The sequence below is a fragment of the Cytobacillus sp. FSL R5-0569 genome (assembly GCF_038007265.1).
Taxonomy (GTDB): Bacteria; Bacillota; Bacilli; order Bacillales; family Cytobacillaceae; genus Cytobacillus; species Cytobacillus kochii.
Window position 1 is genome coordinate 87,245 of the sequence record NZ_JBBOWW010000002.1, and the last position, 23,191, is coordinate 110,435.

The following is a 23,191-nucleotide window of genomic DNA, read 5'->3' on the forward strand; positions in this document are numbered from 1 at the left end:
ATGTATTGGTATTCTGTTTTTGGTTATAGTTTTGGGTATGTATTTTAGCACTATTTGAGACTTTTAAAGACGCTCACTCACCATAACCATAAACGGTCGTTTATGGTTGTTGTTTTTTAACAAGAAAATAGATATTTCTGTTAAAAATAGATAAGAGAATGTGAAAAAGGTGTATTTAAACTAACTAGGCAGGATAGTCGAATTCTTAGTGTTGACAGGAATAAGAAGTTTGTATTAAAATAAAAATTGATTGAAAGACCAATTTAAAAATTGAATAACCAATATAAACGAGAGGAAGACCCTGATGGAAAACAAACAATCTTTTATTGCTGAAGCACGAAGAGAACAGATTATTCAAGCTTGTATTGATACACTCGATGAACTTGGCTATACAAATGTCAGTTTAACTAAAGTCGCTAAAAAGGCAAAAGTGAGTACAGGATTAATTTCGTATCATTTTTCTGGCAAAATGGATTTAATCAATCAAACCTTAGTGCATTTATTTAACAAAAAATTGGATTTTATTAGTGGGAAGGTTGTTCGAGAAGAAACGGCTATTTCACAATTAAAAGCATATATTGAAGCTAGTTTGGCTTACCAAGTGGCTAATTATAAAAATAATATCGCATTGATTGAAATTGTCTTTAACGCTAAAGACGAAGAAGGAGTGCCTTACTATAAAGCTGATGATGACGAGGAAGATCTGTTAAATGTATTGCTCAAAGAGATTTTATTAGAGGGACAAAAGAAACAAGAGTTTTCTAATGAATTTGATGTAGAAATGATCTGTGTTCTGATTCAAGGTGCAATAGAAGAAAGTATGCTTAAAAATAGGGCTTCCTTTAGTCTTGAGAAGTATAGGGATGATTTAACTAGAGTAATAACAAAAATAGTTATGTAACATCAAAAGGTCTATTTCCCTTTAATTAGAATAATTGATGGTTGAATAAGGATATATATTTATGCGTATTTGTTGTTTGATAATTATTATTTTCATTTGTATTGAATATTTTTGTCAGAATTTCAAGATACTCTAAACATCTTAATTCAACTATTTTTAACTATAAAGTCTCGGAGGTAACAATCCCAATGAAAAATACATCCACAATTGGTATGGGTTTCTTGGAAAAATTGATTGCAGTATTATTTCCTATTGTTTTAGGAACGATAGGTTGGTTTCTTCCAAAGTTGTTGGAATTCGTAAAAAGAATATCTTTCTTTTCTGATTCAAAAGTCATTGAACTTTTGGATGCATTCAACCCTTTTTGGGTGTCTATTATCTTGATGTTCGTAGGTGTAGTTATAGGTGTTCTTTTATCACTAACAGTTTATAGTGAAGCACTAAAAATGAGCATAAGCGATCAAGAAATATTGATCAATAAAGATGATAAAGAAAAGATAATTAGAAAATCTGAGGTAAAAGAAATCTTTATGGAAGATAATAATGTCGTAATTACTGGAAATAAAGGTCAAGAACTTTTGAGTGAAAAGACGGATATTAAGAAGGAAAAAATACGAGAAATCTTTCTGTATCATCATTACCTTTGGTGTGAACAGGACCCTTATGTAGATGAATTCAAACTTTGGGCCCTAGAAGATCATTTACTTGGGGAGAACACCAATTCAATCTTATATGAACGTAGAAATGCAATTAGAGAAGGAGATAAGAAAAAGGCAAAAAATTTAAAAATGGATTTAAATGAGCTAGGGGTAGTTGTGAAAGATCAGGGTAAGGATCAATATGTACGAAAGATTTAACTAAACAAGCCAAATTTAAAAAAGTCGGTTCCTTAGCGTATAGGAATTCGACTTTTTAGGTTGCAATTTGCTTAGCGTATAATATATGCGTTTTGTCGACATGACCCCGTATTGCTAAAAAAAATAAATCGAAGAATATATCAGAACGCACTCGATATATTTCGCGAATAATGAGCTGCGTATCTGTCGGTCTATTTTTATAACGGTTAATCATTGACCAACCAGCTGGAACAGCACAAATAAAATAAACAGATAGTAGGTCGAATGACTGGAAGAAAGGATTCAAAACAAGATATAAAAATAACCCTATCAACAATGGAAAAAGACTATTCATTGGATGCATACAGTTCCCTCCCTTCTAATCCTATACTCAAGCATTTTCTTGTACCGATGATTCTTTAATTTTCATCTTTTTTTCGTTAGATTGATTTATACGGTCCAGATAAATATAAATGAATTTTTCAGTAACCTTACTAGGGAAGTAACCTATACGCTCCTTAATAATATTTTCAATCACCCATACTTTTCGAGTTGCTTCTTCATAATCACTATAAGAAGCAGCGTTATATTCCTGCATTTCATTCCCTTGTTCGGTTGCCCTATGAACGTTTATACGTAAATTATATACATCAGAACGGTGTTTTCTGGCATAACGCAATAAGAATAACAATTCAATGGTTTCTTTCTCCATAAGGGTTTTAGTATCCTTGAAAATTTCCACTTCTGCAGGAATTGAATCTATAGTGTTTGACATGCGATTGCCATTTTTTGATATTTGATAATCCTTTAATTCCATTTCACAGAAAGGACAGTATTTAGAACTTAATTCAGTGGCACAATAAGCACAAGTTAGCATTTTTTAACCTCCATAAAGGGGAGAGAACACCTCTCCCTTAGTCTCTTTCTTCCAACTCTTCATTGCATTTCATACATTTTAGGGATACATCGGGCTTAGTAGAACGAGCAATTAAATCACAACCAGGACAAACCCATTTATAAGATTTTTTCCTCTCTTTCTCTTGGCCATCTTCTTCTTGATTAGTGTCATCATTACTAAGATGTAATTGCATTCCCCTTCGAGCGATTGAAAAAGCGCTTTTATCAATATCAAGAGAGGATATTTTCTGCTTTGTTTCTTCTGTTAACTTAGGGTTATACCACCCATATTTCTTATCTGGCTTATCTTTCTCAAAGTAAAACCCTCGTTTTTCTGCTTCGGCTTTAAACTTTTTATTATGGTAGTTTCCACCTCGACTGCAATCCTGAATATCATGAGTGATATTGTACAGGTGCACCATTTCGTGAAGTAATGTATCCATGGTTTCAAAAAAATCTAAATCCAAAAATTCCGCAGCTATATTTATTTCATACAGTTTGATTTTTCCGTCACGATCACCCCAAACCTCTTTTGTTGTACACCAGCCCATAGATTTGCGTTTACCACTGGTTTGAATCGTAATGGCGAGGTTAGGCAATTCATCATTGAAGAACGTCTTATTTAATAACTCAAACGCAATATGCAATTCGTCAGTAGCCACTTTTATGCTGGACATTTAAGTGAATTCTCCTTTTTGAATATTAATATTCAATTACCTTAACTATATTATAACATAAAATTCTGACAATTGGTATTGTTTTGATGCTTGTCATGTGCTAAAATAGCACTAAATAGATATCGAAAAGGAAGGTGATTTTTAGTATGCTTTTCAGCAGAAAGAAAAAAATAGTTTCATTAGAAAAGCAGAATGAACGTTTGCTAAATGAAATTCAAAATTTAAAGGAAAATGAAATTGCGTTAAAAGACGCCATAGAACAGTTAAAAGAAAAAGTAAATGATCTTTTATGGGAACAGGCACATAATGAGGGGTTATTTGACGAACCAGAAGAGCCAGATTATAGTGAAGCTTGCAGTTGCGGTGGTATATTCACACCCATGTACGATGAACATCCTAATTGGATAAAATTTTGTTCCACTTGTGATAGCAGATTTGAAAATTATGATGCTTCTCCTATTAAAGAACCTGTTTGAAATAGATATTAAAAAGGAGTTTTACTTATGAAAAGATTACCCATCAACATGCCAGATGCGCTTAAAGAGGACTTTGAAAAGATGTCAGAGGAGGTAGGGTTATCACAAAATCAATTAGCCGTAATGGCGTTGCATAGCCTTGTAGCAAACTACGAATCGAAAGGGTCCTTTATCTTCGCAGATTTATTAAATCCTGAACACAGATCGAATAAAAAATGAGGGAAATTTTAAATGGAACGCCCTTATAAACACCATGACAGTATGGTGTTAGGTAACATTTTCTGTACAATCCCTTAGCGTATGTTTTGAACTTTTAGTTGGAAGGGGGGTGGTTTTACATGAAAGTAAAAGTAGCAAGAAATATCGTTGCAAGAAAAAACCCCTTAAGAGCTAAGGGGTATCAAACGCATTTTAATTAACGGAAATTTCCACTCGTACTGAACTATCAGAATATCGAACATTTCCAATTCGAACATATACTTCTGCTTTACCATTAGTTCCATCAGCTACTGCTCTTGTTGGAAAAGTAACACATTTATTAGGATTACTATTCACACTAATAGCACCTAATTTTGTTAAACCTGCACCAATACCGTCATCCTTATAAGCATCTATTGCATAAGTATTAGCAGAGTTATTAACCCCACTTATACACGCTGTAACATATCCACTAGGAGTCTGAAAAGTTTTAGAGGGCTTCCAAATCAAAGGTGTCAGTGACAAATTATCATATCCTATGTATGCTGCGCCTGCTTGAGTAGGGATTAACACGATTGCTAAAAATCCCATAATAATAAAGCGTGTTAACTTTTTCATTTAATTTCCCCCTTAATATTAATTTAAAAATATAACAATACCTAAGTTTTAAAATGTTTTAAAGTTCTATCACCACGCTCTCTTTTTTATAAGGATTTTATGATTAAATCAAAATTCTGAGATGTTAATGATAGATTGCTAAATTAAAAATTCGTTATTAAGTTTGTAATTCCTTTAAAAAATGGAAAAAAATAAAAGTAATTAGATAAAAATTACCTATTTTTATTTAGTATAAATATTACGTTTTTTATAGATATTACAAAATGGAGGTGTGTAAACATGAAAAAAATAATTATAAGTTCACTTTTAGCAATTTTGTTATGTATATCTTCATTTTCGGCTATTACAAACGCAAGAAATACTCAAACAATGGAATTTCCACCATCAGCTAAAGTAAATAATCAATTATTTGGATACTTTATGCTGGACCTTTACCACAAAGAAATATTAAGCCATGTTCAAAGGTATTATAAGGATAAAAACGTTCAAGGTTATGGAATGCCTGAAAACGATCAATCTGTCTTTATACGTACAACAAGAAATCTAGATGAAGATTTAGAAAACCAATTTAGTTATTTATTAAAAGTTACATTGCTTCCTTCTTATCAAAATGGAACCGTTGTTGGTAAAGATACACTATATTTTGCTGTTGAACCATCGGTGTTAAATACAACCAAAGTTCCTGATGGTACAAATAAAATAAAGTTAATAAAGTATGAACATGAAGAAGTTCAAAAAAAATGACCTCTCAAGAGGTCGTTTTTCTCTATCCCCCTTCCAACTAAAAGTTCAAAACATACGATAGCGGGCACATTACTAAATACAGTGAATTATAAAAGCAGCAATCTCATAAAGGTACAGAAGCTAATATATGGCGTCTGTCAACGGTAAGCGGACCGCAGGGAGCATTAAGGAGTTGATAGACTCACTACACCCAAACCCTCTTGCTGTGTCAAAAGGCAACACCTTTTGACCTGCCTACCGGCGAGGGAGCCCCTCAAGGATTTGAGGGGCTGGGGAGTTCGTTGAAGGGGGTCTGGGGAAGACTTCCCCAGTGGGTTTGGGCAAAGTCCAAGGTTTAAACATTATTATACGTTGTTAAAGGTTTTCGGCTCATGGGGTACGACCTGAAAGGTAAAGGAGGCAGGAACTTACGGAATGTAGGCGTAGCCGTACAGACCGTTGTTATCGGATCATTTTGTGCCACAGTGACACGTACAGAATGTTGGTTTATGGCTATCTACACGCTTTTTCGTAGATGGCCGTAAATTTACATTCTGTAGTGCATGCCGCCCAAACATCAATAAATACAAATGTTCAAATTCTTACATAATATAACGTCAATCAATAATTATCGGTGGCGAAAAAGTTTCACTAATTTCTAAAAAATCCTCACCAAAATATTTATAAAACCCTTCTACTATGCAAATGTTTAGAATTTGACCCACTAGTATACCTAACTGAATAACCGATTTTGTTTCAAAGCAGAATTTATTATATCGCCTACTATATTTTATTTGAATATTTAATTTTAAAGACTTTGCATATAATTCATCATTATATCTATTTGAACTATGCACAATATTATTTCTAAGATTAGCCCAATGTAAGAGTTCATTATATATTGGTTTCCCAACTATAAAGTTTTCCTCAACTTCATTTAAATACTTATCCAAATACTTCAAATATTTAGCAATTCCTTTGTCCCTTTTATATACAGATTTAATGTCAGGAAATTTTTCTTTATCAAAACTTGAAAATTTATTTATTATTTCAAATAATGTAGATTCTAACAAACTTAACAACATTACAATAGAGCTAATTGATTGAATTTCAATTCCCCTCTCTAAAAGGCGAAATCCATCTTCCCTTAAACTAACCATTTGAGATATTTTATATATATTATAATCATCCTCTTCATCAAAATCCTTATCTTCCAACATTTCATTAATATGTCTGCGATATGTTTCTAGTTCTTTCTCAATTGTTTTCTTAATTCTATTATTAATGCTTAAAGAAGTATTAATTATGGCAGAGTATTCTTCGTGACAATTTTTATTAATTTTGTATAAATCCGTTATTAATTCCCTCATATTATTGTTATCACACTGTAATAAAGCAAGCATATTCAATTCAAATTCATAAAAAGGTTTAGAATCAATTACCTCCATATAATCATACACCCCACTTATTTTTCTCTAAAAACTTTTCCGCTGTTTCAATAGACCAATACTTTACACCAGCAATAACCAAATCAGGTTCAACCATTTTCCCTCTTTTATAAGCCATATTTATTCTTTGCTTGGTATATTTCAATCCATTTTCAGTCAAGTAATCTGCAAACTGACTCATCCCCAAATATTCATCATCTTCTTTGATAACAGAGAAAGTAGGCTTAGTATTAATTAAATACGTTTCATTACGAAAATAATCAGTGATTAATTCTAATGCGAAATCGAGCCATTCGTCTGAAAGGTACAAATAAAGATTTCTCATATCAAATGATTGAGATTCAGGCTCTTCAAAGTACCAAACTAATTTTAAAAAGGTCCTTTCAATCTCATTTAATCCCTTTATGGCTTCTTCAATTAAGAGTACATTTTCATATGCAGTAATTTTACTTTCTAACATGGGGAAATTCTTGATGACTCTTTCGGTTACTTTTTTCATAGAACCTCTCCTCTTGTTTACTAAGTAAACAAAGTATATCATTAGATGTTTACTAAGTAAACAAAAATCTGGCATTATTTTCGATTTATGAGAACCTGACCAAAAAAAAGGGAGATTGCTCTCCCTCCTGATTAGATGTATCCTTTTTCTTTCATACTGAAGAAGGATGCTTTTTCATTGACTATGACATGATCTAATACTTCAATACCTAAAATCTTGCCACATTCAACTAATCTCTTTGTTACGTCAATATCCTCTCTTGATGCAGTCGTGTCTTGGCTCGGATGTTGGTGTGCAACAATGATTGATGCGCTATTATTCAGGATAGCACTCTTAAACACCTCACGTGGCATAACAATAGATGCGTTCAACCCTCCTACATGGCAACGATGTACAGCCACTACACAATTCTTCGTGTTTAAGCACATGACAAAAAACACTTCTCTGTCTTCATCACCAATAAACGCTGCGGCTATTCTTGCTGCATCTTCTGGGGAACGAACTGTCATTGATTCCAGTACCTCCACATCTGTGACTACCTGTTTAATGCTTACGATTTCTAGAACTTTTTCCATTTTCATTTTCCTCTCTCCTTTCTTTGTTCGGAAAGGACTGAACAATTCGCGCAAACAGATGGAAGGGTCGGCTTACGAAGAAGCCGACTTGCCAGAGAAGGGTAGCTTTCTCCCATGCTTGACGGGAGGAAGCGTTAGAAAAGGAGTGAAGCCCAATGACTTAGGGGCAGTTAGAAAGCGTATTTTGCTTTCTTATTGCTCCTTAGCCTACTTGGCTTTGCCCTTTTCTTTCCCTGATCGCCCGCCCTTCTATCTGTCATAAGCGAAGTTGTTATAATGAGGAGAACGAAGGAAGGAGAAGGCACTACACCAAGCGGTCTATGCGTACTTGATAGACCGCAAACGACAAGGGCTCGATGCCCGCAGGCGTTTCTCATAAGCAACAGGCTCCCTATAAGGGAGCCTGAAGCGTACGATAAGTAATTTTAAGCTGGCTTACCAGCGAGAAAAATTGCGCACCGTCTTTTCTTGCAGAAAAGACGTCGATTGGTTAGGCTCGATGCCGTCACCAATCGACCTAGTAAGGTGAGTCAGGAATATACGGATTCTATCAATAATATAATTTAATTGTGTTGTATTTTTTAATTAAGGTTATTTCTTTTTCTCCAATACTTCTACTACTACAAATCCTCTTAATCCTGTATTAATTATTTCTACTTCAGCTAATCCACCAATAGTCCTGTTTAATACATATGCTTCTGTTCCTTTATTAATTAAGATTAAATCCCCTTTATCTACCATTCTTTGAGTAGCATCTGTATTATTTTGGGCTACATTATTCATTAATTCATCAAATGATTGTTCTGAAATTGCCATATAAAAATCATCATTAAAAGTGACATCTTGCCCCTTTAAGATAGCTTCTTTTCGTTCATTATTTGATGGAGTTTTCGGAGAAGTAGTAGTTGTTGTCAATTGGTTATTTTCTTCTTGATATATATTTTCCTCAACATTAGCACTATCAATAGAATTTAGCTGACGTACACCTATAAAAAGTAAGATAATTGCTACTACTAAAATGCTCCCAAATACTGTTATAAGTTTTGACTTAACTTGTTGTGCTTCATTTCCAAATATTACTTCTTTAAAACCACCTAGTCCAACCACAGCAACAAATATTGCTCCTAAAATCCATAACATGAGAACACTCCATTCCATAATTATCTAAAATAATTATACTACTAATATCTCATACTTTATGCTGTCAAAAAGGTAAATCATCCTCTGGCATAATCGGATATATACTTTTAACAACCTCCGTAATATCATTTTCTTCATTCCAAGTTACTTGAATAATTTCCGTTTTTCTCCCTCCGTATTCGGCAATTTGTTGTTGAATCCATTCATACGCTTTAATTCCTATATACCAATCAGGATTTTTCTTAAATTCATAGTCGCTAATGAGAAAGCTACCTCGTCTCAATCCCATACTTCCTTCGGTATTTAACTTTGTCATTATGGGGTAGCGTCAGGAAAATGCGGATTTACAACGCTAAGCACATTTTCGAGACGATTCCCCCATTTTTAACAACGTTAAGAAAATTTCAATGGTCTTAAAGAATCTAACGAGACCATTTTCTCGGAATTAAAATGGTATTCTCCTAGCAAATTAATATGTTCCCAACCTAGAGGCGACATATGGTGCAATAATTCTTCATTAAAACTACTAGCCTGTTTTTGATATTCAACTGCTTTTGTTAGGTGTAAGGTATTCCATATACTGATGGCATTAATGATTATGTTTAAGGCACTGGCCCTTTGCAATTGATGTTGTATAGTCCGTTCCCTAAGCTCACCTTGTTTTCCGAAGAAAATAGCTCTTGCTAATCCATTCATGGCTTCTCCTTTATTCAATCCTCTTTGTATTTTTCTTCTTAATGATTCATCCGATATATAATTCAAAATAAAGATCGTTTTTTCTATTCGGCCCATCTCACGTAAGGCCGAAGCCAAGCTGTTTTGTCTTGAATAGGAACCTAGTTTCCCCATAATAAGGGATGCTGAAACTGTTCCCTCTCTTATAGAATGAGCTAATCGCAAAACATCCTCATAATTTTCTTTAATGACCTTTGTATTTATTTGTCCACGTAAAATGGCTTCTAATTTTGGATATTCACTTGCTTTATCTATTGTAAATAATTTTGAGTCTGATAAATCTCTTATTCTAGGAGCAAATTTAAATCCTAATAAATGAGTCAGTCCGAATATTTGGTCTGTGTAACCGGCCGTGTCTGTATAATGCTCTTCTATATTTAGATCCGTCTCATGGTGCAACAATCCATCCAAAACATGAATCGCATCCCTTGAATTTGTATGAATAATCTTTGTGTAGTAAGAAGAGAATTGATCACTAGTAAAACGGTAGATGGTGGCTCCTTTTCCAGTCCCGTAATGTGGGTTTGCATCTGCATGAAGTGATGAAACACCTAGCTGCATTCTCATACCATCTGACGAGGATGTTGTACCGTCGCCCCAATTGGAGGACAACTGTAATTTATGATGGAAATTTACTAATATGGCTTGGGCTTTATTCATTGCATCTTCATACATACGCCATTGAGATACATTGGCTAGTTGCTTATATGTAAGTCCGGGTGTGGCCTCGGCCATCTTGCTCAAGCCAATATTCATACCCATTCCTAAAAGGGCAGCCATGATAATGATTGTTTCTTCCTTATCTGGTTTTCGATTATTGGAAGCATGAGTGAATTGCTCATGAAATCCTGTTATATGAGCCACATCCATGAGTAAATCAGTTAATTTTATTCTTGGTAGTATCTGATAGAGGCTTGCGCTAAATTTTTTTGCTTCTTCTGGAACATCTTTTTCTAAGCGTGCAAGTGACAGTTTTCCTTTTTCAAGAGAAACTCCATCTAGCTTGTTGAAATTGGCAGCTAACCACTTTAACCTTTCATTAAGGCTTCTAGTTCTCTCTGTTATATAATCTTCAAATGATAAACTAACTGATAATCTCGTATTCCCCTTCGATTGATTCCATGTATCTTCCGAAAACAAATATTCCTCAAAATCCCTATATTGTCTGCTGCCCACAATGGAAACATCTCCTGCCCGAACATGCTCCCGAAGTTCTGTTAAAACAGCCATTTCATAGTAATGACGATTAATTGTTGTACCATCATCCTCGTATAAATGCTTTTTCCATCGTTTTGAAATAAAATCCACAGGTGAGTCGTCAGGCACTTTTCGCTTTCCGGATTCGTTCATTCCTCGGATAATCTCAACAGCCTGTAAAAGTGGCTCATTTGCTTTTGTAGAATGAAATTCCAATACTCTTAATAGCGTTGGCGTATATTTTCTTAGTGATTAAAACCGTTTTTGCAGTAAGTCCAAATAATCATAGTCGGCAGGACGTGCAAGCTCCTGAGCCTCTTCTACTGAAGAGACAAAGGTATTCCATTCAATAACCGATTCTAAAACCTTAAAAACATCTAATTTTTCCTCTTTTGCTTTAATTAATGCTTGTCCGATGTTCGTAAAGTGTATAACTTTCTCATTTAGCTTTTTACCATTTTGTTTCTGGATTTCCTCTTGAGCCTTACGACCTTTTGATAACAAACTAAGTATTTGCCTATCATGAATTTCAAACGCTTTATCCGTTAGCTCCTGAGTAAGTTGTAATAAATAGACGGTTAATATCGAATAACGTTTATTTTCTTGAAAGTCACGGAATGCATACGGCTCGTATCTTGAACCTAAGCGAGACAGCTGCAACAGGCGGTTGCGGTGCAAATGACTAATTTGTACCGTTTCCAATTCCATTCCTCGTATATATTCGAGTCGTTCTATTACTTTTAGAAATGTTTCGGGTGAAGGATGACCCGGTGGTTCCTTTAACCAACCCAATATCGTTTTATTAGATTCAGATGGATGCTGCGAAGTAATAATCTCTTCAAGCTTTTCTTTTTGCTCATTTGTAAGAGATTTACTAACTGTATTAAATAGCTTCTTTTCAGCCATCGCCCTTGCTTCCCACACCATTCTTTCAAGTGTAGTGATAGCAGGCAGTATAATTTTGTTTTTTCTTAGAAAATCTATGCATTCATGCAGTAGATGAATGGGATCACCATTTTCCAAAGCTAATTGATGAAGGTACTTAAATGTCATTCGATATTCACTCAGGGTAAAAGTTACAAAGTCGTATTCACTTCGAATTTCTTTCAAATGATCCCAAAGTGTATTTTCCCTTTGAGGATAAAGACTAATCGAAGATGGAGTGGCACCGATTTGTTTCGATATATAATGTATGACTGATTCCGGGATGCTTTTGATATGAGTGTATGGCCAACCGGGATACCGAAGAACAGCTAATTGAACGGCAAACCCTAAACGGTTTTCTTCCCTCCTTCGCTTATTAACTATTTCTAAATCACGTTTGGAAAAAGTGAAGTAGGTCCCCAATATCCATTCATCTTCAGGGATTTGCATAAAAGACTGTCTCTGTTCCGGTGTAAGCAATTCTCTACCTCTCGCAATTTTCATTCAGTATCATCCCATTTCTGTATTTTTCAATTTATTAGTTCAATTATATATCAATAGAGTGTACTCTATTGATACAAGTGTAGTAGACTGATAAAATCATAGTTAAGAGCGTCTCATAAGACTTGTCTCAAAAACGAGGTGATATTTTGCGAAAAATCGGTTATATACGTGTCAGTTCGACTAGCCAAAACCCTTCAAGGCAATTTCAGCAGCTGAACGAAATCGGAATGGATATTATATACGAAGAAAAAGTTTCTGGGGCAACAAAGAAACGTGAGGAACTTCAAAAAATGTTAGAGGATTTACAGGAAGGTGACATTATTTATGTTACAGATTTAACTCGAATCACTCGAAGTACGCAGGACTTGTTTGAATTAATTGATTTAATACGAAGTAAAAAGGCCAGTTTAAAGTCCCTAAAGGATACGTGGTTAGATTTATCAGAAGATAATCCATACAGCCAATTCTTAATTACAGTAATGGCTGGAGTTAATCAGTTAGAGAGAGATCTTATCCGTATGCGTCAACGTGAAGGGATTGAGCTGGCTAAGAAAGAAGGAAAGTTTAAAGGTCGGATAAAGAAATATCATAAAAATCATGCGGGAATGAATTATGCAGTAAAGCTATATAAAGAAGGAAATATGACTGTAAATCAAATTTGTGAAATTACAAATGTGTCTAGGGCTTCATTATATAGAAAGCTATCGGAAGAGAACAAATAGTTCAGTCCTATTCCATTAAAGGGCCAGATTATGAAGTAACCCCTTTAAAGAAAATCAGATCCTTATCCTATGTTTTAAAGGAGATTATGAATTATGTACTTAAAGTCTTATGCAGTTTGGTTATTTTGTTATTAGAATTGGGTACTCCAATTCTTTTTTTATGAATTTTTTTATTCATTCAAATAAACACTTGAATGAATTATTAAAAATGGTTATACTATATTCAAGCAAACACTTGAATGAGATTGAGGTGAGAATATGATTAAGAAAGATACTTGTCAAATTTATTGTTATGACGAAGAAAAGGTCAATCGAATACAAGGTAATTTACAGACAGTAGATATTTCTAGTGTTGCCCAAATGTTAAAAGCTATTGCAGATGAAAATAGAGCAAAAATTACCTATGCTTTGTGTCAAGATGACGAACTGTGTGTGTGTGATATAGCAAATATTATAGGTGTTACGGTTGCAAATGCTTCTCATCATTTACGCTCCCTTCATAAACAGGGGATTGTGAAATTTAGAAAAGAAGGCAAACTGGCATTTTATTCATTAGATGATGAGCATATCAGACAAATTATGATGATTGCATTAGCACATAAGAAAGAGGTGAAGAGCAATGTCTAGTGAGAAAGCAAAACTATCTGAAGAAGAAATGAAAGCCTATCGTGTTCAAGGATTTACTTGTACTAACTGTGCAGCCATTTTTGAAAATAATGTTAAAGAACTTCCCGGTGTTCAGGATGCGAAAGTAAACTTCGGAGCATCCAAAGTTTATGTTAAAGGGACGACAACCATTGAAGAATTAGAAAAAGCAGGAGCATTTGAAAATTTAAAAATTCGAGATGAAAAAGAACAAAGGGTAGAACGAGAACCTTTTTGGAAGCAGAAAGAAAACGCTAAGGTATATATATCAGCCCTTTTACTTGTAGTTAGCTGGTTCTTAGGAGAACAGTATGGTGAGGAGCATGTTCTACCGACAATTGGTTATGCAGCGTCCATTTTAATCGGTGGATATTCGTTATTCATTAAAGGTCTCAAAAATCTAAGTAGATTAAATTTCGATATGAATACGCTTATGACTATTGCCATTATAGGAGCTGCAATCATTGGTGAATGGGGTGAAGGGGCAACCGTTGTTATCCTATTTGCGATTAGTGAAGCATTAGAGCGTTATTCAATGGATAAAGCACGTCAATCTATTGAATCTTTAATGGATATTGCCCCAAAAGAAGCGTTAATTCGACGAGGCAATGAAGAAATGATGATTCATGTTGATGATATTCAAGTTGGAGACATCATGATTGTTAAGCCCGGTCAAAAGTTAGCAATGGATGGAGTAGTGGTTAAAGGTACATCGACATTAAATCAGGCTGCGATTACAGGTGAAAGTGTTCCAGTAATGAAAAACACAGATGATGAAGTATTTGCAGGAACCTTGAATGAAGAAGGGTTACTTGAGGTTAAAGTAACAAAACGAGTTGAAGATACTACTCTTTCAAAAATCATTCACTTGGTAGAAGAAGCTCAAGCAGAACGGGCCCCTTCTCAAGCGTTTGTCGATAAATTTGCTAAATACTATACACCAGCTATTGTGATACTAGCTCTTTTAATTGCGGTAGTTCCACCATTATTTGGGGGAGACTGGAGCCAATGGATTTATCAAGGATTAGCTGTATTAGTGGTTGGTTGTCCTTGTGCCTTAGTAGTCTCAACTCCAGTTGCTGTTGTTACAGCAATAGGAAATGCAGCGAAAAATGGTGTTTTAATTAAAGGTGGTATCCATTTAGAAGAAGCAGGACACTTAAAAGCGATTGCTTTTGATAAAACAGGAACATTAACAAAAGGGATTCCTGCTGTAACAGACATTGTGACATATGGTGGAAATGAAAATGAATTAATGACCATAACAGCAGCCATTGAAAAAGGATCGCAGCATCCACTTGCTTCAGCAATTATGAGAAAAGCAGAAGAAAATGGATCAGACTTTAATGATGTAATGGTTGAAGACTTCCAATCCATTACGGGCAAAGGTGTAAAAGCCAAAGTAAATAACGAAATGTATTATGTCGGAAGCCCAGCACTTTTTGAAGAATTACATGGAAGCATTGAAAGTGATAGAAAACAAAAGATTACAGAAATGCAGATCCAAGGAAAAACCGTGATGGTGCTAGGAACGAAAAAAGAGATTCTTTCGTTAATTGCTGTAGCTGATGAAATTAGGGAAACATCAAAAGAAGTTATCGGAAAATTGAATAATATTGGAATAGAAACAGTAATGCTTACAGGTGATAATCAGAGAACTGCAACTGCAATTGGAAAACAAATTGGTGTTTCTGATATTAGAGCTGATTTACTTCCAGAGGATAAGTTGAATTTCATTAAAGAACTTCGAGAAAAACATCAAAGTGTGGGAATGGTCGGAGATGGCGTGAACGATGCTCCAGCACTTGCAGCATCTACCGTTGGTGTAGCGATGGGTGGTGCTGGAACTGATACAGCTTTAGAAACGGCTGACATCGCATTAATGTCTGATGATTTGAGTAGATTACCATATACAATAAAATTAAGCCGTAAGGCTTTAGCAATCATCAAGCAAAACATTACCTTCTCTTTGGCGATTAAATTAGTGGCATTACTGTTGGTCATGCCCGGTTGGTTAACACTATGGATAGCGATATTTGCTGATATGGGAGCAACTTTACTTGTAACATTAAACAGTTTACGCTTATTGAAAATCAAAGAATAGGTTCTAAAATGGGCTTCAACAATCAGGTGTGATAATTGAAAACAATGTTATGCTTCAATAGGGATATTAACAGGAATAATCATGGAATTACAGTTGCTGTATTAGTAGGGTAAAATTAAAAGGGAAATAACTGATTAAAAGGAGGTTGTCAAAATGGTCATACAATCAAATATGTCACCCAAAGCTATTGCTGAAGTTTGGGAAAGTACAACGGATGTTTTTAAAGAACACAATATTCCACTGACTGAAAAAACTTTAGTTACATTGGTTGAAGCCGATGCATTGACTTCCCTACTTCAAGAACTCAATGCTATTGTTGGAAGTTCAACGGCAACATGTATAGAAGGTGGCTGACAAATGCCATCAAAAAAGGAGTAGGCTACTCCTTTCATCATATATATTTTAATTATACAACTAAAGGACGCTTTAACTGAGCAACGAAAAAAGCCAAATTTCTCAATTGATGTTGAGAAATTTGGCTTTTTAGTATGAGAATTTCCTTAGCGTTGTAAATCCGCATTTTCCTGACGCTACCCCATTATCACTACTTTCATTTGAGTTCTCCTTCCTTGGCCTAATACCAGCGAAGCTGCTATAGACCGCAACAAGTAATTTAATGAAAGCTAAAGCTTAATTTACAGGGGAATTAGGTGTCACAAAAATGATCTATTTAGTTACGACTATACCCCTCCCTGTATAAATTGGCTACAAAATGCCTAAAAGACTGTGTAACAAAATAACTGTCACATAAATTTCTTATAACAATATTAACTTCAAACGTTTTTGGGACAAATCATCGTAGGGAATATCTTCTTATTGCGGGTGGTGACATCTTGGCTGGTACTACCCCTAAATTGCGTCTATTTCTTTAGCTTCTTTCCAGCTTACTTGTTCAGAAACAATCATGATTAGCTCAACTGTTTTATTTCGTAATCTCCAATTAGCTTTTCTGTGAAATCTTCTCTAAATACTTGTTTTAATTCACGATCATTTGAATAGAACTTGATGCCAATTAAACGAACATTGTCGTTCTCACTCAATACCTCAACATCCGATCGAGTAGACAACGAAATTAAGAAATCCTCTTTCCATTGATCTTTATCCCGAAGGTTATCCCCCTTCGGTTCTAAAAAGACTTGATACGTGAAATCAGTATCCTTCAGATGTAGTAAGAAATCCGGCATAAATCCACGGATGCCATCAATTTCAACAATTTTGACTTTTCGTTCATTCCGAATAAGATAAACTTCCTCATACTTTGTACGTAAACGCTCCACATAATCGTTAACGAAATCAATCATATCGCTTTCTAATCCATTCACAATCGCCTTATCGTAAATGTACCAATCATGATCGCGCATGTTTCTTGTCTTCACGACTTGCGTCACATTGGACACTTTCTGATTAATCTTGTTCATCTCTACCACATAATCATCAATCAATTTCGAGAAGGCAACCCCCTCAAACACTGGTGTTCCTCGTTCTTTCATGTAATTGGACCGGATGTTTTTCTCAGCATAAGCTAGGAATCGTTCAACGAGCACTAACTTCTCTTTTGACGATAGGTCTTGAACGCCCATACCTTGAGGTAACGAAAGGTTGATCTTAAGATCACCGAGAAATCTCCTGCTTTCGAGAAATTCTTTCATACTCGAAATACTCGGTATGTAAGCCTTCAAATTATTGAAACGATAGAAAGTATTCCTCTGAATCGCCTTCTGCAGAATTGTTTTGGAAACTGTCAACTGTTCTTCATAGCTTTTCGTTCCAGATGTAGTCGTCTGACCAGACAAATATTGCTGCTCAACCGCTGTTTCGTACTGTACGTCATAGACATGCGACACGTTATAATCACTGAACGATTGATAGTCAGCTGCGGACGTTGGAACAAGCTTATTGATATAGATTTTTCCATTCTTGAAGAAATCCATCTTACGAATTTTAGATTTTACCTTAGCTTCCAAACGGTCGTATTGATCTTCTTTGACCTGAATATTAGCTGCTTGAAGTGACTTCTCAAGGTTCTTGATGTACGCGTTGTCGTTAATCGTATGATAATGCAGCGTTTCAATAACCTTCAGATCGCTTCCTGCAAAGTCAAAACGGCGTATATATGACCGTTCCCCTTCATGGACGAACGGATAATAACGAGCACCACGTCCAATGAGTTGCGCTTCGCTGTCTGTCGTTGCCTTGGAACTAGATGCCCCTTCACTGATACGGACTATATCAAACAGGTTCAATACATCCCATCCTTCGTTGAGCTTGGCCACGGCAAAAATCGTACGAATCGGGTTGTTCGCATCCTCTAAAGTATTAAGTAACAAAGCATTTCCTTCTGAAAGAAAGGCGGAATCATTGGCATTTAAGGTTGTTTCATTCGTAAACTCCCACTTCAAGTCACGAACCACTTGATTCAAGTCTTTCATTTGATAATAGGAAAACATCTTATGCCAGATACTTTGAGCATTCTGATAAACGGCTGCCCCTTTATCGACAATTGCTTTTAAGCGATCCGTTGTTAATTCTTCAACGAGCGTCAAAAAGGTATTGTTCGCATCCAGCGACGTAGCAATCTTATTCGACTTGAACAAGATAATTGGTTTCAAATCCACTCCATGATCCTTCGCTACATATTTACGGTATTGACTAAGAAGCATTCCATTTAGAATCTTTTGCTCGTCATCTTCATTCGCACGAAGCAACACAACGTTTTTAGAATATCCATCCTCCATGAATCGCTTCAGATCGTATTGAAACACGATCTTGTCACGGTATTTTTGGAATAGCGCATCATTCGTCAAGTCAATGGTTGCCGTATATTCAATCAAACGGTTGGAAGAATGCTGCTTCAACAGTCGAGATACCGTGTTTTCCCACGTCTTTTCTTCAAGCTCTTTGGTGTTGAGTTTCTTTTTGTCACTGCGCGTCAGTGCGTTAATATGATGGGCTTCATCGGCTAACAGAACAAGATCCATTTCATTCAAAGATTCATACGTTAGCCCATTCTCCCTCGGATTTGTTAAGTCCGTATGCAGCTTCTGAATCGTAGTTAGCTTCAGATAGATCGTGTTGTCTGCTGGTAAAGCAGGGAACACGTCTACCACCTGAAGGGTGACAGTATTTCCGTTAATGACGATTCCTTCCGGTTTAAACAGGTACTTCGGTGATGCCATATTGGTCAAGTTATCAAACGTCTTCTTGATAATCGCATCACTGTTAACGAAAAAAATAAAATTCTGATGCCCTTTTTCCTTAAAAAGAAACAGGATCGTTGCAGCAAGAACTAGCGTTTTCCCTGAACCAGTCGCCATGTGAAACAGCAAATGATTAAAGGAAAGGTCAGCTGCATCTGAACGCTGCGTGTACATGAAATGACGTAGAGCTTCTTTCTGGTACGGACGTAACTCATGACTTAAATTATCGTACAGATAATCAGGAATCTCTGGCGGTGTTTCAAAGATGTCATTAAAACGCTTTTCGATCCGGGTGTGCAAAATCTCATTGCTCATGATTATTCACCGTCACTTTCCTATTTTGATAGAACGAATGATTGAATTGTTTGACGGATTCCGGAATCTCGTATTGTACATCGTCAATCTCCGAATAACTTAGATACATTTGGTTGGAATCGAGACTTTCAATAAGCAATTTCTTCTTATCGTCTAACGACAAAGCAGCAAACTCACTGTCTTCGTTGGTTAAACGATCTATATTGATCTTATAATCTAAGAAAGCCGAATCTTTAATGGTTCTAACTATCTCGTTGATCTCATCATCCGATTTTGCGTCCTGGATTCGAGTAACATATTGCTGGTTTAACCTGAATAATTCAGCGTAGACAAAGCTACCTCCGCCATTCCAACTTAACTCTTTTGAAATCCCGCCTTGTTCGCCTTCTATTACCTTTTTAAGTCTTTCTGGCGTGTAATCAATTCCATATGTTATCTGCTCAATAGCGATATATTGTCTGTTCATTTTATGGCAAACAGCTGCTGTTGTCCCACTACCTGCAAAAAAGTCTAATACTAAATCACTTTCATCAGTGCATAAGGTCACAATTCTATGAATTAACCTTTCTGGTTTAGGGGTAGAAAAAGGATTGTTTTCTCCAAACAGAGCAATAGATTCTTTCTTAGCTTCTTGATTATGGCCAACTTCTTTATTTGTCCACCAAGTCCAAGCTACCCTCCCCGGCGATTCTGATAAATAGGTTTTTCTACGCGGCATAGCATCGCCGTTCTTACCAAACCATATTCTGCCTTCTTCTCGTAATCTTCTATATTCTGATTCTATATTCTTCCAACACTTTCCCGGTGGAGGAGTATATTCTTTTCCTGATGGTGTCACGATTGTATACACCTGATTCGGTCTAAATCCTTGCGCAGTAAAGTCTGATGAAACCCACTGACCTCTCGGATCATCATCAGGATTTTGGAATCGATCTTTTTGTTCGTCTGTTAAAGGTAGTGTCTTCAATTGCTCCTTAAATTTCAGAACATTATTCGTATAGACGAGAATATGATCATGTGCATCACCTAAAGTCGCCCGCGCATCAGGGGACGTTCTCTTTTGCCATAGAACATTGGCAACAAATCCATTTGGAAATATGCTGTCCATAATGACTTTTAGATAATGAACCTCATTGTCATCAATATTCAACCAAATAGAGCCACCATCATCCAACAGATCACGCGCAGCTTCTAAACGATTCCACATGAATGTCAGCCATGTGGAATGATTAAAACGATCGTTATACTTAAAGCTGTCTCCACCTGTGTTATAAGGAGGGTCTATGTATATCAATTTCACTTTGCCTGCAAACCGATTTCTTAATGAGTGCAAAGCAATTAAATTATTCCCTTTAATGATCAAGTTGTCTTTTCCATCAAACTCTAAGGTAGCATGCTCGCCATTCTGATCATATTTACGCATGTTGGTCAACACTTTAGGAGACAACATCATATCAATTTCATCTTTCGCTAAAACCTTATGATAATAAACCTCCTGCTTACCGAAGTCTTCTTTGGTCATGCCACCTTCAAGAACACAATCTTTATGCGGAAAATCTAACACTACATCAGTGTTATATTTCAAGTATTTGCTATCACTTGTTAAACCAATTTCATTACTGAACCTTGTGTAGCTGTTATCCCAATAGTTCTTATATCGAAGCATACTAATAAACTCATCAATCTTAAAAATCGTACCATGAGCAATATCGAGCGAGTACACTTCCTTGATAACGTCGTTTGACAGTAAGCTCTCAATCAACTCTTTTTTGTATTCTCTTAAATCCTCAATCACTTTCGTTTTAAGTAAAATATCACCTTCCCAATATTTCGGGAAAACTGATAGAACCGTATTGATTTCTTGTAGCAACCTTGTTTCCACTCTATTATCCTCCTAAACTAGCATTTACTTCTTTGATAGAATGAATAATTGAATTGTTTGACGGATTCTGGAATCGCGTATTGTGCATCGTCGATCTCCGAGTAGCTTAAATACATTTGGTTGGCATCGAGACTTTCAATGAGCAATTTCTTCTTAGCTTCTAACGACATAGCAGAAAACTCACTGTCCTCATTGGTTAAACGATCGATATTGATTTTATAGTCCCAGAAGGCTGTATCTTTGATTTCCGCAACAATCCCTTTAATATCTTCATCCAATTGTGCATCCTGGATTCGAGAAACATATTGATGATTCAGTTGATATAGTTCAGCATAAATAAAGCTGCCGCCACCGTTCCATCCTACTTCTTTTGAAATTCCACCTTGTTCTCCTTCAATGACTTTTTTCAGCCTTGAAACAGAAACACCCTCAACATAATCCATCTGTTCAATTCCAATAAAACGTCTATTCATCTTCATTGAAACAGCCTGTGTGGTAGCAGATCCCATAAAGAAATCTAAAACAATATCTCCTTCGTCACTAGCAATACTAATAATCCTTTGAAGTAACTTTTCAGGCTTAGGTGTTGAAAAATCAACATTTAAAGAAATCAGCTCTCGTTTAGCATCTTGAGTATGGGATACCTCACTATAATGCCAGAAACTGGAAATTTGTTCATTTTCATAAAGTTCTTCTCCAGTCCATGTAGTGATAGGAGACATACCATCTTTAACTTCACTCAAGAATTTTTTAATAGCTGGAACATTATTTCCATCTTTTCCAAACCAGACACGATTATCTGAAACTAACTCCAAAAATTTTTCTTTACTTGTTGCCCACGACCGTCCATTAGGTGGGCGAACAACTCTTCCACCCGGTGTAGTAACCTCATAATCATAGTCAGAAGAATAGGTTTTGACCGAGAAGTTTTCAGCTTTCCAAGGTCCTCTAGGATCATTATCTCTATTTGTATACCTTGCATTCATTTCTGCAGTCCGTGGCATAGGATTTGCTTTCCAAGTTTCTTTATTTTTCGCAAATACCAAAATATGATCGTGCATATCCGAAAAATACTTCGCATCGTTTTGAGGCGAGTATTTTTTTTGCCATACTATATTAGCAAGAAAATTATTTCGGCCAAAAATCTCATCTGCAAGTACTTTCAAGTAGTGACCTTCATCATCGTCAATATTTATCCAAATAGAACCAACATCACTCAAGAGTTCTCTTGCAATCTCTAAACGATTTTTAATAAATGTTAACCATGTTGCATGATTAAAACGATCATTGTACTTAAAGCTGTCTCCACCTGTGTTATAAGGAGGGTCTATGTATATCAACTTCACTTTGCCTGCAAACCGATTTCTTAATGAGTGCAAAGCAATTAAATTATTCCCTTTAATGATCAAGTTATCTTTTCCATCAAACTCTAAGGTAGCACGCTCGCCATTCTGATCATATTTACGCATGTTGGTCAACAATTTAGGAGACAACATCATATCAATTTCGTCTTTCGCTAAAACCTTATGATAATAAACCTCCTGCTTACTGAAGTCCTCTTTGGTCATGCCACCTTCAAGAACACAATCTTTATGCGGAAAATCTAACACTACATCAGTGTTATATTTCAAGTATTTGCTATCACTTGTCAAACCAATTTCATTACTGAACCTTGTGTAGCTGTTATCCCAATAGTTCTTATATCGAAGCATACTAATAAACTCATCAATCTTAAAAATCGTACCATGAGCAATATCGAGCGAGTACACTTCCTTGATAACGTCGTTTGACAGTAAGCTCTCAATCAACTCTTTTTTGTATTCTCTTAAATCCTCAATCACTTTTGTTTTAAGTAAAACATCACCTTCCCAATATTCCGGGAAAACTGATAGAACCGTATTGATTTCTTGTAGTAACCTTGTTTCCACCCTATTATCCTCCTAAACTAACAGCCTCAAAATAACAAATATTGTAAATA

The 23,191-nt window shown here is 35.6% G+C and carries 21 protein-coding genes and 1 pseudogene; 9 read left to right on the top strand and 13 right to left on the bottom strand.

Annotated elements, in window-relative coordinates; all coding sequences use genetic code 11:
- Nucleotides 1-304 precede the first annotated feature (304 nt).
- Both MKX78_RS24115 and MKX78_RS24120 read left to right on the top strand, forming a co-directional pair.
- Nucleotides 305-901 (top strand): TetR/AcrR family transcriptional regulator, encoded by a 597-nt coding sequence (locus MKX78_RS24115; protein ID WP_071220739.1) that lies wholly within the window; start codon nucleotides 305-307, stop codon nucleotides 899-901.
- A gap of 188 nt (nucleotides 902-1,089) precedes the next feature.
- Complete coding sequence (locus tag MKX78_RS24120) at nucleotides 1,090-1,758, top strand: YqeB family protein (protein ID WP_071220738.1); 669 nt, start codon at nucleotides 1,090-1,092, stop codon at nucleotides 1,756-1,758.
- A gap of 55 nt (nucleotides 1,759-1,813) precedes the next feature.
- Here MKX78_RS24120 and MKX78_RS24125 read toward each other — a convergent pair whose 3' ends face one another.
- From MKX78_RS24125 to MKX78_RS24135, 3 genes are read right to left on the bottom strand one after another with little or no spacing between them, the layout of a single operon-like run.
- On the bottom strand, nucleotides 1,814-2,101 hold the full coding sequence (locus MKX78_RS24125) for a hypothetical protein (protein WP_095373737.1): 288 nt from the start codon (nucleotides 2,099-2,101) through the stop codon (nucleotides 1,814-1,816).
- Nucleotides 2,102-2,128: 27 nt separating this feature from the next.
- Nucleotides 2,129-2,614 carry a hypothetical protein gene (locus MKX78_RS24130; protein WP_095373736.1) on the bottom strand — a complete coding sequence of 162 codons (486 nt, stop codon included), beginning with the start codon at nucleotides 2,612-2,614 and terminating at the stop codon, nucleotides 2,129-2,131.
- Nucleotides 2,615-2,651: 37 nt separating this feature from the next.
- On the bottom strand, nucleotides 2,652-3,311 hold the full coding sequence (locus MKX78_RS24135; protein WP_095373735.1) for a SprT-like domain-containing protein: 660 nt from the start codon (nucleotides 3,309-3,311) through the stop codon (nucleotides 2,652-2,654).
- A gap of 146 nt (nucleotides 3,312-3,457) precedes the next feature.
- Between MKX78_RS24135 and MKX78_RS24140 the strand changes: the two genes are divergently transcribed.
- Both MKX78_RS24140 and MKX78_RS24145 read left to right on the top strand, forming a co-directional pair.
- Nucleotides 3,458-3,787: a hypothetical protein gene (locus MKX78_RS24140; RefSeq protein WP_095373734.1), complete on the top strand. Its 330-nt coding sequence runs from the start codon at nucleotides 3,458-3,460 to the stop codon at nucleotides 3,785-3,787.
- Nucleotides 3,788-3,814: 27 nt separating this feature from the next.
- A complete protein-coding gene (locus tag MKX78_RS24145; protein WP_095373733.1) occupies nucleotides 3,815-4,006 on the top strand; it encodes a hypothetical protein in 192 nt (63 codons plus the stop codon).
- Between the two features lie 192 nt (nucleotides 4,007-4,198).
- Here MKX78_RS24145 and MKX78_RS24150 read toward each other — a convergent pair whose 3' ends face one another.
- Nucleotides 4,199-4,603, bottom strand: a complete 405-nt coding sequence (locus tag MKX78_RS24150; protein ID WP_307317491.1) for a hypothetical protein — start codon at nucleotides 4,601-4,603, stop codon at nucleotides 4,199-4,201.
- 279 nt (nucleotides 4,604-4,882) lie between these two features.
- Here MKX78_RS24150 and MKX78_RS24155 point away from each other — a divergent pair, with 279 nt between their 5' ends.
- Nucleotides 4,883-5,347, top strand: a complete 465-nt coding sequence (locus MKX78_RS24155; protein ID WP_307317488.1) for a hypothetical protein — start codon at nucleotides 4,883-4,885, stop codon at nucleotides 5,345-5,347.
- Between the two features lie 596 nt (nucleotides 5,348-5,943).
- On the opposite strand, the gene MKX78_RS24160 is transcribed toward MKX78_RS24155, so the two are convergent.
- The 6 genes and pseudogenes from MKX78_RS24160 to MKX78_RS24185 all read right to left on the bottom strand — a co-directional run bounded on the left by MKX78_RS24160 (nucleotide 5,944) and on the right by MKX78_RS24185 (nucleotide 12,348).
- Nucleotides 5,944-6,774, bottom strand: a complete 831-nt coding sequence (locus tag MKX78_RS24160; RefSeq protein ID WP_307317393.1) for a hypothetical protein — start codon at nucleotides 6,772-6,774, stop codon at nucleotides 5,944-5,946.
- 4 nt (nucleotides 6,775-6,778) lie between these two features.
- Nucleotides 6,779-7,273, bottom strand: coding sequence for a hypothetical protein (locus tag MKX78_RS24165; protein WP_307317396.1), 495 nt, complete (start codon nucleotides 7,271-7,273; stop codon nucleotides 6,779-6,781).
- 131 nt (nucleotides 7,274-7,404) lie between these two features.
- Nucleotides 7,405-7,848 (bottom strand): JAB domain-containing protein, encoded by a 444-nt coding sequence (locus MKX78_RS24170; protein WP_307317494.1) that lies wholly within the window; start codon nucleotides 7,846-7,848, stop codon nucleotides 7,405-7,407.
- A gap of 591 nt (nucleotides 7,849-8,439) precedes the next feature.
- Complete coding sequence (locus MKX78_RS24175) at nucleotides 8,440-8,988, bottom strand: hypothetical protein (RefSeq protein WP_307317398.1); 549 nt, start codon at nucleotides 8,986-8,988, stop codon at nucleotides 8,440-8,442.
- Between the two features lie 64 nt (nucleotides 8,989-9,052).
- A complete protein-coding gene (locus MKX78_RS24180; RefSeq protein WP_307317497.1) occupies nucleotides 9,053-9,277 on the bottom strand; it encodes a hypothetical protein in 225 nt (74 codons plus the stop codon).
- Between the two features lie 104 nt (nucleotides 9,278-9,381).
- A pseudogene (locus MKX78_RS24185) lies at nucleotides 9,382-12,348 on the bottom strand (Tn3 family transposase).
- Between the two features lie 146 nt (nucleotides 12,349-12,494).
- Here MKX78_RS24185 and MKX78_RS24190 point away from each other — a divergent pair.
- From MKX78_RS24190 to MKX78_RS24205, 4 genes are all read left to right on the top strand, one after another.
- Nucleotides 12,495-13,070, top strand: a complete 576-nt coding sequence (locus MKX78_RS24190) for a recombinase family protein (RefSeq protein ID WP_040037817.1) — start codon at nucleotides 12,495-12,497, stop codon at nucleotides 13,068-13,070.
- Nucleotides 13,071-13,328: 258 nt separating this feature from the next.
- Nucleotides 13,329-13,697: an ArsR/SmtB family transcription factor gene (locus tag MKX78_RS24195; protein WP_040037816.1), complete on the top strand. Its 369-nt coding sequence runs from the start codon at nucleotides 13,329-13,331 to the stop codon at nucleotides 13,695-13,697.
- On the top strand, nucleotides 13,690-15,819 hold the full coding sequence (locus tag MKX78_RS24200; protein ID WP_041098637.1) for a heavy metal translocating P-type ATPase: 2,130 nt from the start codon (nucleotides 13,690-13,692) through the stop codon (nucleotides 15,817-15,819). Before MKX78_RS24195 ends, MKX78_RS24200 begins: the two co-directional genes overlap by 8 nt.
- Nucleotides 15,820-15,972: 153 nt before the next feature.
- Nucleotides 15,973-16,173: a hypothetical protein gene (locus MKX78_RS24205; RefSeq protein WP_040037814.1), complete on the top strand. Its 201-nt coding sequence runs from the start codon at nucleotides 15,973-15,975 to the stop codon at nucleotides 16,171-16,173.
- 554 nt (nucleotides 16,174-16,727) lie between these two features.
- Here MKX78_RS24205 and MKX78_RS24210 read toward each other — a convergent pair.
- The 3 genes from MKX78_RS24210 to MKX78_RS24220 are packed head-to-tail and all read right to left on the bottom strand — an operon-like array spanning nucleotide 16,728 to nucleotide 23,141.
- Nucleotides 16,728-19,331 carry a DEAD/DEAH box helicase family protein gene (locus MKX78_RS24210; protein WP_307317408.1) on the bottom strand — a complete coding sequence of 868 codons (2,604 nt, stop codon included), beginning with the start codon at nucleotides 19,329-19,331 and terminating at the stop codon, nucleotides 16,728-16,730.
- Nucleotides 19,321-21,213 carry a site-specific DNA-methyltransferase gene (locus tag MKX78_RS24215; RefSeq protein WP_341052953.1) on the bottom strand — a complete coding sequence of 631 codons (1,893 nt, stop codon included), beginning with the start codon at nucleotides 21,211-21,213 and terminating at the stop codon, nucleotides 19,321-19,323. Before MKX78_RS24215 ends, MKX78_RS24210 begins: the two co-directional genes overlap by 11 nt.
- Before the next feature lie 17 nt (nucleotides 21,214-21,230).
- The gene (locus tag MKX78_RS24220; RefSeq protein ID WP_341052955.1) at nucleotides 21,231-23,141 is read right to left on the bottom strand and encodes a site-specific DNA-methyltransferase; all 1,911 of its coding nucleotides are present in this window, start codon (nucleotides 23,139-23,141) and stop codon (nucleotides 21,231-21,233) included.
- Between the last annotated feature and the right edge of the window lie 50 nt (nucleotides 23,142-23,191).

Bases quoted from the DNA above. Each gene is read 5' to 3' on its own strand.
- MKX78_RS24115 (WP_071220739.1), top strand. From the start codon at position 305: ATGGAAAACAAACAATCTTTTATTGCTGAAGCACGAAGAGAACAGATT.
- MKX78_RS24120 (WP_071220738.1), top strand. From the start codon at position 1,090: ATGAAAAATACATCCACAATTGGTATGGGTTTCTTGGAAAAATTGATT.
- MKX78_RS24125 (WP_095373737.1), bottom strand. From the start codon at position 2,101: ATGCATCCAATGAATAGTCTTTTTCCATTGTTGATAGGGTTATTTTTA.
- MKX78_RS24130 (WP_095373736.1), bottom strand. From the start codon at position 2,614: ATGCTAACTTGTGCTTATTGTGCCACTGAATTAAGTTCTAAATACTGT.
- MKX78_RS24135 (WP_095373735.1), bottom strand. From the start codon at position 3,311: ATGTCCAGCATAAAAGTGGCTACTGACGAATTGCATATTGCGTTTGAG.
- MKX78_RS24140 (WP_095373734.1), top strand. From the start codon at position 3,458: ATGCTTTTCAGCAGAAAGAAAAAAATAGTTTCATTAGAAAAGCAGAAT.
- MKX78_RS24145 (WP_095373733.1), top strand. From the start codon at position 3,815: ATGAAAAGATTACCCATCAACATGCCAGATGCGCTTAAAGAGGACTTT.
- MKX78_RS24150 (WP_307317491.1), bottom strand. From the start codon at position 4,603: ATGAAAAAGTTAACACGCTTTATTATTATGGGATTTTTAGCAATCGTG.
- MKX78_RS24155 (WP_307317488.1), top strand. From the start codon at position 4,883: ATGAAAAAAATAATTATAAGTTCACTTTTAGCAATTTTGTTATGTATA.
- MKX78_RS24160 (WP_307317393.1), bottom strand. From the start codon at position 6,774: ATGGAGGTAATTGATTCTAAACCTTTTTATGAATTTGAATTGAATATG.
- MKX78_RS24165 (WP_307317396.1), bottom strand. From the start codon at position 7,273: ATGAAAAAAGTAACCGAAAGAGTCATCAAGAATTTCCCCATGTTAGAA.
- MKX78_RS24170 (WP_307317494.1), bottom strand. From the start codon at position 7,848: ATGGAAAAAGTTCTAGAAATCGTAAGCATTAAACAGGTAGTCACAGAT.
- MKX78_RS24175 (WP_307317398.1), bottom strand. From the start codon at position 8,988: ATGTTATGGATTTTAGGAGCAATATTTGTTGCTGTGGTTGGACTAGGT.
- MKX78_RS24180 (WP_307317497.1), bottom strand. From the start codon at position 9,277: ATGGGATTGAGACGAGGTAGCTTTCTCATTAGCGACTATGAATTTAAG.
- MKX78_RS24195 (WP_040037816.1), top strand. From the start codon at position 13,329: ATGATTAAGAAAGATACTTGTCAAATTTATTGTTATGACGAAGAAAAG.
- MKX78_RS24200 (WP_041098637.1), top strand. From the start codon at position 13,690: ATGTCTAGTGAGAAAGCAAAACTATCTGAAGAAGAAATGAAAGCCTAT.
- MKX78_RS24205 (WP_040037814.1), top strand. From the start codon at position 15,973: ATGGTCATACAATCAAATATGTCACCCAAAGCTATTGCTGAAGTTTGG.
- MKX78_RS24210 (WP_307317408.1), bottom strand. From the start codon at position 19,331: ATGAGCAATGAGATTTTGCACACCCGGATCGAAAAGCGTTTTAATGAC.